Annotated in this window: 10 protein-coding genes and 1 tRNA gene; 8 read left to right on the top strand and 3 right to left on the bottom strand. The window is 67.8% G+C overall.

Annotated elements, in window-relative coordinates:
• Both CCS01_RS34550 and CCS01_RS04620 read left to right on the top strand, forming a co-directional pair.
• A partial coding sequence (locus CCS01_RS34550; protein ID WP_204848140.1) for a hypothetical protein occupies window positions 1-273 on the top strand: 273 nt, incomplete at its 5' end.
• Window positions 274-355: 82 nt separating this feature from the next.
• Window positions 356-655 (top strand): DUF2934 domain-containing protein, encoded by a 300-nt coding sequence (locus CCS01_RS04620; protein WP_104517650.1) that lies wholly within the window; start codon window positions 356-358, stop codon window positions 653-655.
• A 107-nt stretch (window positions 656-762) separates the two neighbouring features.
• Here CCS01_RS04620 and CCS01_RS04615 read toward each other — a convergent pair whose 3' ends face one another.
• Window positions 763-1320, bottom strand: a complete 558-nt coding sequence (locus tag CCS01_RS04615; RefSeq protein ID WP_104517649.1) for a chromate transporter — start codon at window positions 1318-1320, stop codon at window positions 763-765.
• A 46-nt stretch (window positions 1321-1366) separates the two neighbouring features.
• Between CCS01_RS04615 and CCS01_RS04610 the strand changes: the two genes are divergently transcribed.
• From CCS01_RS04610 to CCS01_RS04585, 6 genes are all read left to right on the top strand, one after another.
• On the top strand, window positions 1367-2374 hold the full coding sequence (locus CCS01_RS04610) for an aldo/keto reductase (RefSeq protein ID WP_104517648.1): 1008 nt from the start codon (window positions 1367-1369) through the stop codon (window positions 2372-2374).
• A gap of 49 nt (window positions 2375-2423) precedes the next feature.
• Window positions 2424-2497 (top strand) — tRNA-Arg (locus CCS01_RS04605).
• 1244 nt (window positions 2498-3741) lie between these two features.
• A complete protein-coding gene (locus tag CCS01_RS04600; protein ID WP_204848139.1) occupies window positions 3742-4329 on the top strand; it encodes a hypothetical protein in 588 nt (195 codons plus the stop codon).
• Window positions 4330-4685: 356 nt separating this feature from the next.
• Complete coding sequence (locus CCS01_RS04595) at window positions 4686-5381, top strand: Crp/Fnr family transcriptional regulator (protein ID WP_104517647.1); 696 nt, start codon at window positions 4686-4688, stop codon at window positions 5379-5381.
• On the top strand, window positions 5381-7108 hold the full coding sequence (locus CCS01_RS04590) for an adenylate/guanylate cyclase domain-containing protein (RefSeq protein WP_104517646.1): 1728 nt from the start codon (window positions 5381-5383) through the stop codon (window positions 7106-7108). Before CCS01_RS04595 ends, CCS01_RS04590 begins: the two co-directional genes overlap by 1 nt.
• A 39-nt stretch (window positions 7109-7147) precedes the next feature.
• Window positions 7148-8179: an acyltransferase family protein gene (locus CCS01_RS04585; protein WP_158258233.1), complete on the top strand. Its 1032-nt coding sequence runs from the start codon at window positions 7148-7150 to the stop codon at window positions 8177-8179.
• A gap of 12 nt (window positions 8180-8191) precedes the next feature.
• Here the strand turns inward: CCS01_RS04585 and CCS01_RS04580 are convergent, their stop codons facing one another.
• Together CCS01_RS04580 and CCS01_RS04575 are read right to left on the bottom strand one after the other, a co-directional pair.
• A complete protein-coding gene (locus CCS01_RS04580) occupies window positions 8192-9901 on the bottom strand; it encodes a potassium channel family protein (RefSeq protein WP_104517644.1) in 1710 nt (569 codons plus the stop codon).
• A gap of 1 nt (window position 9902) precedes the next feature.
• Window positions 9903-10286: a DUF6394 family protein gene (locus CCS01_RS04575; RefSeq protein WP_104517643.1), complete on the bottom strand. Its 384-nt coding sequence runs from the start codon at window positions 10284-10286 to the stop codon at window positions 9903-9905.
• Window positions 10287-10556: the final 270 nt, after the last annotated feature.

Raw genomic sequence — 10556 nt, 5'->3', positions numbered from 1 at the left:
CCTGGTCCATGGGCGATCTCCCTTGGTGGTGTTGCACAACCCAAGGAATCGCCCATTTCTTTGCACACCACCCTCACCTTGCCGCCGAGGCCGGTCAGCCTGTCACTCGAAAACTCGTGGTTTGGGTTCATTGTGGCAATCAGGTATCTGCCCCGGCCAAACGTGCTCGCGTTATCCGGTCCAACGCTGGCAACCGATCACCGCAACGGCATAGGCTGCGCCATCACGCAGGTGGGGGATGCTGCCTCCGGCCTCGGCGTGCAACACGAATAGTCGCGGTCCGTTGTGGACGCGTCGGAGCGTTACGAGAGGTCCCATGGTCCATCCGCCTGTCTCCCAGTCACTTGCCAAACCCATGACCGCCGATCCGGATTACGAACAGCGTGTTCGCGAGCGCGCCTATCAGCTATGGGAAGCCGAAGGCAAGCCACACGGGCGCGACGTCGAATTCTGGGAACGCGCCCGTTCGCTGGTGGCGGCCGAGGCAACCGCCGCGGCCGAGGCGCCGCCGGCGGCCAAACCCAAGGCACCGCGCAAGCAGGCCGCTCCGGCGGCCGGTGCCCAGGCGGCCGGCAGTCCGCCGGAACCGGCGGGTGCGAAGCCGGACGCGGCGCCAAAGCGCAAATCGCCCGCGAAGCCGAAAAAGCCGGCCTGAGCAGCGCGACGTCGTCGCTCTATCGTCATGGCCGGGCGTGTCCCCATGCGTATCGGGACACGGCGACAGTTGGAGAAGGATCTGGCGCCCGGTCCGTTCCCCCACCGTCATGGCCGGGTCAGCCACGCGGCCAGCAGGCTGATCGGCAGCATCACCAGCAGGACATGCGCCAGGGTGAAGCCGAGCAGTCCGATGGACAGTGCCGTGGTGGCGGCGATCAGCACCGGCACGACTCCCCTGATGCTGCCGCGCGCCAGGCGGACGCCGGTGCCCAGGTTCAGGCCGATGGCCGACGCGCCCATGCCCGCCAGCGCGGTGCCGAGCCAGGCGCCGCCGGCACCGGCGGGGCCGCGCAGATAGGCAAGCCCAACCAGCAGCACGATCACCAGCGGCAGGGCCGTCAGCCCGCAGAAGCAGGCGATGGCGCCGAGGGTGCCGCGCATCTGCGTGCCAATGAACACCGCGAGGTTGACGTTGGTCGCGCCGGGCACAAGCTGGGACAAAGCATAGCCCGACAGGAACTGCCGATCGTCCAGCCAGCCGCGCTTCTGCACGACCTCGCGCCGCGTCCAGGCGGTCAGGCCGCCGCCGACGCTCATCAGGCCGATGCCGGCGAAGCTGAGGAACAGGGCGGCAAGGGATGGCCGGACGGTCGGTGCTGTCATCCGGCCAGTGTGGCGGCTGAACGAGGGGAACGGAAGGAGGCGGAGGATGGAGTATCGCGGATTGGGGCACAGCGGCCTGAAGGTCTCGCCCTTGTGCCTGGGCACGATGATGTTCGGCGGCCCCACGGACGAGGCGACGGCGCAGCGCATCGTCGATCGCGCCCGGGACCAGGGCGTGAACTTCATCGACACCGCCGACGCCTATACCGGCGGACGCTCCGAGGAGGTGGTCGGCCGGACCATCCGCGAGCACCGCGCCTGGTGGATCGTGGCGACGAAATGCGCCAACCCGACCGGCCCTGGGCCGAACGCCCGCGGCCTGTCGCGGCGGCATGTGCAGCACGCGGTGGAGGCCAGCCTGCGCCGGCTGGGCGTGGAGGCGATCGACGTGCTGTACCTGCACAAGGAGGACCACACGACTCCGCTGGGCGAGACGGTGCGCGCCCTGGCCGACCTGGTCCGCGCCGGCAAGCTGCGCCACTTCGGCGTGTCCAATTACCGCAGCTGGCGGGTGGCCGAGATCTGCCGCCTGTGCGACGAGGCCGGCATCGACCGCCCGGTGGCGAGCCAGCCGCTGTACAACCTGCTGAACCGGGAGGTGGAAACCGAGCACCTGCCGGCCTGCGGCTACTACGGGTTGGGCGTGGTGCCGTACAGCCCTCTGGCCCGCGGCGTGCTGACCGGGAAATACCGGCCCGATTCCGCGCCGCCCGCCGAAACCCGCGCCGGAAGGCAGGATCGCCGCATGATGGAGTCGGAGTGGCGGCCGGAAAGCCTGCGCATCGCCCGCGAAATCGCCGATCATGCGCAGGCGAAGGGGGTGACGCCCGGGCAGTTCGCGATGGCCTGGGTGCTGAACAACCGCTTCGTCACCGCGGCCATCGGCGGTCCGCGGACCGAGGCGCAGTGGGAGGACTACCTGGGCGCGCTGTCCTGCCGCCTGGATGCGGCGGACGAGGCGCTGGTCGATCGCCTGGTCTCGCCGGGGCATCCGTCCACGCCGGGGTACAACGATCCGGCGTATCCGATCGAGGGGCGGGTTGCGCGGGGGTGATACAGGGGGCTTTGTACCGGCGGCGGAGTCTGGTATAGGGAGGTGGCGCGTCTCCGTAGCTCAGCCGGATAGAGCACCAGATTCCTAATCTGGGGGCCGTGGGTTCGAATCCCGCCGGGGACATTCGCCTCAGCTTTTCCATTATTTGCAATGGGTTGCGCTCCTCCCGGAAGCCGCCGCGATGTGGCCGCGTCCGAGCCACCTGTTCAAGCCCATGTGCCATGACAGGTGGCCCGTATGAGCCGCATGGGCGCTGACATCGAGAGGCAGGGCTGGGTCCATTGCCTCTCCGTCATGGCCGGGCTCGTCCCTACGCAATGCACACATCTCGGAAACGGTCCGCCGCGGCGTTTCCCTTTTGTCATGGCCCGGCTTGTCCGGGCCACCTGTCGCGGCACAAGTGCTGGAATGGTGGCCCGGACAAGCCGGGCCATGACGATGGTGGAACGCTCTTGGCGCCCAGGCAAGCACTTGATTTTACGGTCATTTCCCACTCGTTTCCAGGATGTGTGCATTGCGTAGGGCGTGTCCCGGCCATCTACCCCCCGCCGTCGCAGCGCGGATGGCCGGGACACGCTCCATACGTATCAGGATAAGCGGACTGGCGGAGCAAGGGCTTCTCCCTCACCGTCATGGCCGGGCGGCAGTCCCGGCCATCCGCGCTTCAACGGTCGGGGGCGGATGGCCGGGACACGCCCGGCCATGACGATAGGGTGACGACCGCGCACCGTTCCCCTTCAAGTTAGCGGCCATGCGGACAAGCCGGGCCATGACGATCAAGACAGGCCGCCTGTGCGTCCCAACTTACCTGCGGTGTGCTGCCGCTGGCCTTAAGGCGCCCCCCCGGCTGCCAGTCCACGGAAAAGATAATCTTTCATAACGAAATACCGCGGCAGCCCGCAGCGGGTCCATTCGCGGCCAGGAAAGGTGCAATTCCGGATTATTCCAGCAAGTGCCGCCTGATCGTAGAGCTTACTGAACATGACGGCAACCGGACCCGTGCAGTGAAGCAGGCGCTCCAGGACAGCGGAAAGTGACCTCGGACTGCGTCATCGCGCACAGGTTGCTGGCACAGTTCGCGCATCGGCGGCGGCTCGATCCGGTCTATTCGGACCGGTTGGAACATCTTCACGCCATGATGATCAGCCGGTCCCGGCGGCTGGCGGGAAGACCCTCCTGTTTTGCGCAAGCCTAAGTAATTTCCGAGTCTATCACGCCTCGTTTACAGCCTGTAGCCTCAGATTGTGCGGATGACATCTACCGGTCATTCGGGTGTCATGCGCATTTGCCATCCCTGGGCCATTTTCGTAGGGATGAGCTTTACGGAAGCGGCTCCATGATATCTTTTCGATAAAGGACGCCTTGCCATGTCCGATAGCCTTATGCAGACCCAGGCGGCGACGCCGGCCGAGCCGTATGTTGCCGCTGCGGCCGACAAGCCCGCGGTGCGCCGGTCCGCCCTGCGGCGCTCGATCGCCTATGAATTTCCCTATATCCTGATGCTGATTCTGGGGCTTGGGGGGGCAATCCTGCACCTGCCGATCCTGTACTGGCTTGCCCTGACGCCGTTCTTCGGCCTCGTCTGCATCGTCGCCGGCTGGCGGAACTTTGCGACCGCCGGCAGCCGCATGCACCTTATCTGGTCCCAGATTCTGATCTGGTGCGCTCTGCTGGTGGCGATCTACGTGCTCTACAGCAGCGGCGTCCAGGGCCTGACCTTCAACCCCAACGCCAATCCGCTCGCCCTGGTCACGCTGCTGGCGCTGGGCACCTTTGTCGCCGGCGTTCAGGCGCGGCTCTGGCAGACCTGCGCCGTCGGCATCGTGCTGTTCCTCGCGGTGCCGGGAATTGGCTGGATCAACCAGTCGCTCATTTTCCTGGTCGGCGTCTCGGCCGTGGTTATCATCCTGGGCGGACTGGCCTGGGCGGTGGCCGAGCGGCGAACCAACGCCTGATCCGGAGGTTTCCACCCTGGCCGCGTGATGCTCGCCCAGGCACTCACGCGGCCGTGACACGACATCCAGACTGATGCGGGATCGCATCGTACTGCGCCCGGGAACTTCCCGCGCCGCCCTCACCACGACGTCGCAACGATCGTCATCCCGGAAAATTGATGCCAGAAACTGCCGGTAATGGAAGCCGGCCGCGTCAACCAAGCCCCGGTTGCCACCGCTTGCCTGATGAGACGTCTGCCGCTGCCATCAAGCCTGCATTACAAGTTTCCGATAGCTGTGACCGGGCCTGCTTCCCATGCAGCCCGGCTTGACCCATCAATTCGCGGGCGGCGAATCTCCGTGGGGACGTTTATTCCGTGAAGACAATAGACGTTAATGCCCGGCGTGCAGCGCTCGCCCGGACGCAGATCTTCCAGGCGCTGCAGCCGGCCGACATCGACCTGATCCTGGCCCGCGCGACGGTCCGCCGCGTCACCCGCGGCACCGCCGTGCTGCGCCGCGGCGACCCCGGCAGCGGCATGGTCGTCATCATGTCGGGCCGCGTCCGCGTCAGCGTCATTTCCGAAGACGGCAAGGAAGTCACGCTCACCGTCCTCGGCGCCGGCGAGGTTCTGGGCGAGATGTCGCTGCTGGATGGCGAGCCGTGCAGCGCCGACGTCACCGCGCAGGAGGACTGCGTCCTGCTGGTGATCGAGCGCAGCCAGTTCCTGGCCCTGCTGCGCGGCAACAGCGCCCTGTGCCTGCACCTGATGACCCTGCTGACCCGCCGCCTGCGCCGCGCCAACGCCGCGCTGGAGGACATGGCGCTGCTCGACCTGCCGGCCCGCCTGGGGCGGCTGCTGGCGCGGCTGGCCAGCGACTACGGCGTGCCGGTCCGCGCCGGCACGCGGATCGAGGTCAAGCTGTCGCAGAAGGACCTCAGCACGCTCGTCGGCGCCTCACGCGAGAAGGTCAACCGGCAGATCCGGCAATGGGAGGATGACGGCGTGCTGGCCAAGGACAGCGGCCGCATGGTCGTGGTGAACGCGCAGGCGCTGGCGCCGCTGCACTGATGACGACGAACGTCGGGCGCATCTGGGTGCGCAATCTGCGGCTGTGCACCGGCCTGACGCTGTTCTTCTACGTCACCACGCACCTGCTGAACCATTCGCTGGGCAATATCTCCATCCCGGCGATGGAAGCCGGGCTGGTCGTGCAGAAATGGCTGTGGCAGGGCATCGTCGGCACGGTCATCCTGTACAGCGCGCTGTCCACGCATTACCTGCTGGGCCTGTGGGCGTTCTATGAACGGCGCCACTTCGGCTGGACGGCGACCGAGGTCGTGCAGCTGATCCTCGGCCTGAGCATTCCGTTCCTGCTGATGAACCACCTGTTCGTCACCCGCATCTCGCTGGCGCTGTACGGTACCGAGAAAGGCTACAACCAGGAACTCTATTCCTTCTGGGTCGCCGGCCGGTTCTTCGGGGTGGTTCAGGCCGTGCTGCTGGTGGTCGCCTGGATCCACGGCTGCATCGGCCTGTTCCACTGGCTGCGGCTGAAGCCGATGTTCAGCCGCGCCATGCCGTGGCTGGCCGCCGTCGCCGTGCTGGTGCCGGTGCTGGCGCTGCTGGGCTTCTTCCAGGGCGGCCGGACGATGCTGACCCTGGCACACGATCCCGCCTGGCGCGCCGCCAACCTCAATCCGGGCCAGGTCGGCGTGCCGGCGCACAACGCGCAACTGACCGCCTGGCGCAACGACAGCCTGCTGGGGGCGCTGGGGGCGCTGGGCTTCGTGCTGCTGGCGCGGGCCGTGCGCGCCCTGCGGGAATGGCGCGGCGCGGCGGTCCGCGTGACCTATCCCGACGGCCGCTCGGTGCGCGTGCCCATGGGCTTCAGCGTGCTGGAGGCAAGCCGCAGCGCCAGGGTGCCGCATGCCTGCATTTGCGGCGGACGCGGCCGCTGCTCCACCTGCCGCGTCCGGATCGTCGTCGGCGCCACCTGCATTCCGCCGCCGTCGACCGGCGAGCAGGCGGTGCTGCGGCGGATCGCCGCGGCGCCGATGGTGCGGCTGGCCTGCCAGGCGCGTCCCTCGGGGGACGTCAGCGTCGTGCCGCTGCTGCCGGCGAACTGGCCGGTGACGGCCCTGCGCCGGCGGGAATGGCCGATGCCGGGGCAGGAACGCTTCATCGTCGTGCTGACCGTCGACATGCGCGATTCCACCCGCCTGGCCGAGACGCGGCTGCCGTTCGACGCCGTCTTCATCGTCGACCGCTTCGTCACCAGCGTCGGCGCGGCGCTGACTGCCAGCGGCGGGCGCATCAGCCACTTCCTGGGCGACGGGCTAATGGCCACCTTCGGCCTGGAAGCCGAGCCGCGCGAGGCCTGCTTCCAGGCGCTGTCCGCCCTGGTCGCCATCGGCCGCAACATCGAGGCGCTGAACGGCGTGCTGCACGCGCAAACCGGGGACAGAATCCGTTACGGCGTCGGCGTGCATTGCGGTTCGGCGGTGGTCGGCGACATCGGCGAAGGCGCCATGCGGACCTTCACCACCCTGGGCGACGCCGCCAACGCCGCGGCCCGGCTGGAGTCGCTGTGCAAGGAATTCCATTGCGAGGCGGTGATTTCCAACGACGTCTGGAGGACCGCCGGCTTCTCCATGGTCCGGCTGCCGGAACGCGAGGCATCGCTGCGCGGCCGCCAAGCCACGCTGCTGGTCCACCCGATCGAGCGGGTCGAGCACCTGGCGGTCTTCGTCTCGGACGGCCCGGTCCAGGAAATCCAGCGCACGCCCGGCGCATGAGCCCGCACGGCCGGCGCCACCCGACGAGGGGCCATGTTGATGCATAAGCAGATCAACACTCTGCAATACTGCCGGGCCGTGGCGGCCATGGCCGTCGTGTTCCTGCACGCGGCGATCGCCACGGCCGCGTTCGTCGGGCCACTGCCGCAAATGGTGCGTGCGGTCGCCATGAGAGGCTTCCTCGGCGTCGATTTCTTCTTCGTTCTATCGGGCTTCATCATCATGCATGCCCACATGGATGACGCCCGCACGCCCGCGGCCGCGCTGCGCTATGCCGGCAGGCGCGTGCGACGAATCTATGTGCCGTACCTGCCGGTTTCGCTCGGCATGATCGCCTTGTACCTGCTGTTTCCGGGGGTCTCCAGAGCCAATCACGACTGGGGCGTCCTCACATCGCTGACGCTGTTTCCCACCTACCGTTCGCCGGCCCTGGTCGTGGCGTGGACCTTGAGCCACGAGATCCTGTTCTACAGCCTGTTCCTCGTCCGGTATTTCAGCCGCTTCGGCATCGCGTTCGTGCTGGCGTGGGCGGCCGCCATCCTTGCGGCCCCGGCGCTTGGCTGGTCGCCCGGTATCGCGGTCGTGCAGTACCTGCTGTCGCCGCTGAACCTGGAATTCATTGCCGGCATGGCGGCCGCCTGGGCCTGTCGCCGCCTGCCGCCACGCTCGTGGCCCGTCTGGATCATGCTTGCGCTGGCGGCCCTTGTCGCCCTGTTCCTGACCCTGACGCCCGAGGCGCACCGCGTCTGGTTCGGCGTCGCGCTGGCGCCGCTGATCGTCGGGCTGGCGCTGCTGGAACGGTCCCGGCCCTTGGCGCCGGTGAGCTGGCTGCTGCTTCTCGGCAATGCCTCCTACGCGATCTACCTGGTGCACGACCCGGTGGTGTCGGTTGTCATCCGTGCCGCGGCGGTGCTGCACGCCTGGGTCCCGGCGCTGATCATCTGTGCCGCGGCCGGGACGGCGTTCGGTGTTGCCTATCATCTGCTGGTGGAACGGCCAGGGCTTCGCCTTGCGGCGGCCTTGCCGTGGGGATCGCGCCGCTCCCGGTACTGGCCGATATCCGCCCGGTAGAAGGCGCCGCGGTCAACGGGCCATTGCCCGCCCGATCGCCCGCCAGACCCAGCTTTCGGCCTCGCGCCGGTTGCCCAGGACATATGCGGCAGCGTTGGCATTCCGCAGCATCAGGGACTGGTTGTCGCCGGCGGCCCGCCGCCCCGCGAACAGCAGCCGGTCATTCGCGGCAACCGCGACATCGTCGTCGGGCAGTTCGATCGTCTGCGTGCCGCGCACGAGCAGCAGCGCCAGGCATGGGATCCGGTCCTGGCGGGACTGCGCGCTGCGGGTCAGGTCGCCGACGCGGATCGGCCCATCCAGGCGATCCATGGCATCCAGCAATCCGGGCGCCTCGCCCGGCTCGATGGCGAAGCTCCAGAAGCTCGGCGCTTCCTCGCCGACGAGAGTGCGCAGGCTCTCCACCAGGGAGTAGGCCCACAGGTCGCCCTTGCGGCGGACCAGATCCAGGAATTCCGCCAGCAGCGGGGTGCGCAGGACGGCGATGCACTCGGTGGCGATGATCTGGCTGGTGACCATCGTCATGTCGGCCCCGAACCTGGTGAACAGGATCTCGCTGGACTGCAGGTTCTGCCGCAGGATGATGAAGATAGCCGGGTTCAGCCGGCGGGCCGCGATGGCGATCGCGAGGTTCGTGGTGTCGTCGTCGGTGCCGCCGAACAGTCCGCATGCGGCTTCGATCCCTGCCTCGTGCAGTTCCGGCGTTCCCGTGCCCAGTCCCTGCACGCAGCGCAGCCCGGGGACCTGCAGGCCGGCCGGGTCGATGATCGTGGCATTGAAGCCCGCGCGTTGCACCGCCGCCACGACCTCGCTGCCGTAGCGGCCGTAGCCGCAGATGATCCAATGCCCGGGCGGCGTCGGCATCCGCGGCGGGCGGCTGGGCGACAGGTAGGAGCCGGGCGTGCCGGTCAGCCAGGCCAGCAGCCGGTACGTGTCAGGTGCCCGCATCGCCAGCGCGACGCGCTCGCCGAACTCGCGGAACGGGCTGATCACCCGGTAGGTGCCGAGGGCCGTCATCGAGGCCGCGACCGCCGGCGAACCCGCCCGGCCGATGATCGGCAGGCCCGGCCGCAGCAGGCACGCCGTGATGGCGACGGCAAGGTTGGTCTCGTCGTCGCTGCACAGCGCGAGCACGGCTTTGCATTCCGGTTTCAGCAGTCCGGCGATCGAGAGCGTCTCGGGCGAGCGCACGTCGGCCGCCAGCAGGGGCGCGTCGAGCGAGAGCGCCTCGATTTCCAGCGCCTGCACGCGCCGCTCGTCCCGGTCGATGGCGGTGAACCGGTAGCCGAGGCTGTCCAGCATGCCCACGACCGTGACGCCGGTCTCGCCAAGGCCGCACACGAGATAGAACGGTTCGCGCAGCCCGGCGACCGCGCGCCGGAACCGCGCGCCGACCAGGGCCTGCTGGAAGGTCCTGTCCTGGGTCAGGCTCAGGATCGCGCCGAGCAGATAGGCCCAGCCGATGACCAGCAAATAGATGATCAGGGTGGCGAACAGCCGCTGCTGGTCGGTGAAGGCGTACGGGATCTCGCCGAAGCCGATGGTCGTGGCGGTGTAGGTCACGAAGTAGAAGGCCTGGAAGATCGTCATGTGCCACGGCTGGCCCTGGGCATCGACGCCCGGGATCAGCGCCATGCCGACCGTGGAAACCGCGAAGACCAGGATGATCAGGATCAGCGGTCCCCGCAGCCGCCGGATCGTGATCAGGAAGACGCTTTGCACGTCAGCGCCTCTGGATGGTCGTATCGGCGATCAGGATGACGACCGAGACGCCGTTGGCGAGCAGCGCTCCGGCGGCGAGCGAAACGATGCTGCTGAGCGCGTCCACGTCTGGCGGGCCGCCGTCCTTCGGCGCCATGAAGAACCAGACCAGCGCGGCGGCGAACAACTGCAACAGGGCGACCAGGCTGGCCGCCTGCTGCACCGCGCCGATGTGGGTGCGGTCGCCGAACTTCAGGACGACGGCGATCAGGTTGACGGTCGTTGCCGCGAACAGCTCCCACAGGTGGTGATGCGCCGGGTTGTCGATGCCGCCATAGACGAACCCGAAGTTCAGCGTGGCAGCCAGCAGGATGACGAAGGCGAAGACAACCTTTTCCAGGTTCATTGATCGTTCCCGACCTACCAAGACGGTGAAAGCCTACGCTGGCTGGCATTGCCCGGCCTTGCGATGGGTCAAGTGTACTTGGGCATCCAGGAGCGGTCCTTGCCTCTCCGTCATGGCCGGGCGTGCCCCGGCCATCTGCGCTTCGACGGTGGGGGGTGGATGGCCGGGACACGCCCTACGGGATGCACAGATCTCTGAAACGAGTCGGAAATGACCGTAAAATCAAGTGTTTGCCTGGGCTCCGAGAGCGTTCCCCCATCGTCATGGCCC

The sequence above is a fragment of the Rhodopila globiformis genome, from assembly GCF_002937115.1.
GTDB classification, from domain to species: domain Bacteria; phylum Pseudomonadota; class Alphaproteobacteria; order Acetobacterales; family Acetobacteraceae; genus Rhodopila; species Rhodopila globiformis.
Note: the sequence above shows the minus strand (reverse complement) of the source record. Positions and strands in the feature narration are given on the sequence as shown.

What these genes read in the sequence shown, in the direction of transcription:
- CCS01_RS04620 (WP_104517650.1), top strand. Translation starts at nt 356, where the DNA reads ATGACCGCCGATCCGGATTACGAACAGCGTGTTCGCGAGCGCGCCTAT.
- CCS01_RS04615 (WP_104517649.1), bottom strand. Translation starts at nt 1,320, where the DNA reads ATGACAGCACCGACCGTCCGGCCATCCCTTGCCGCCCTGTTCCTCAGC.
- CCS01_RS04610 (WP_104517648.1), top strand. Translation starts at nt 1,367, where the DNA reads ATGGAGTATCGCGGATTGGGGCACAGCGGCCTGAAGGTCTCGCCCTTG.
- CCS01_RS04600 (WP_204848139.1), top strand. Translation starts at nt 3,742, where the DNA reads ATGTCCGATAGCCTTATGCAGACCCAGGCGGCGACGCCGGCCGAGCCG.
- CCS01_RS04590 (WP_104517646.1), top strand. Translation starts at nt 5,381, where the DNA reads ATGACGACGAACGTCGGGCGCATCTGGGTGCGCAATCTGCGGCTGTGC.
- CCS01_RS04585 (WP_158258233.1), top strand. Translation starts at nt 7,148, where the DNA reads ATGCATAAGCAGATCAACACTCTGCAATACTGCCGGGCCGTGGCGGCC.
- CCS01_RS04575 (WP_104517643.1), bottom strand. Translation starts at nt 10,286, where the DNA reads ATGAACCTGGAAAAGGTTGTCTTCGCCTTCGTCATCCTGCTGGCTGCC.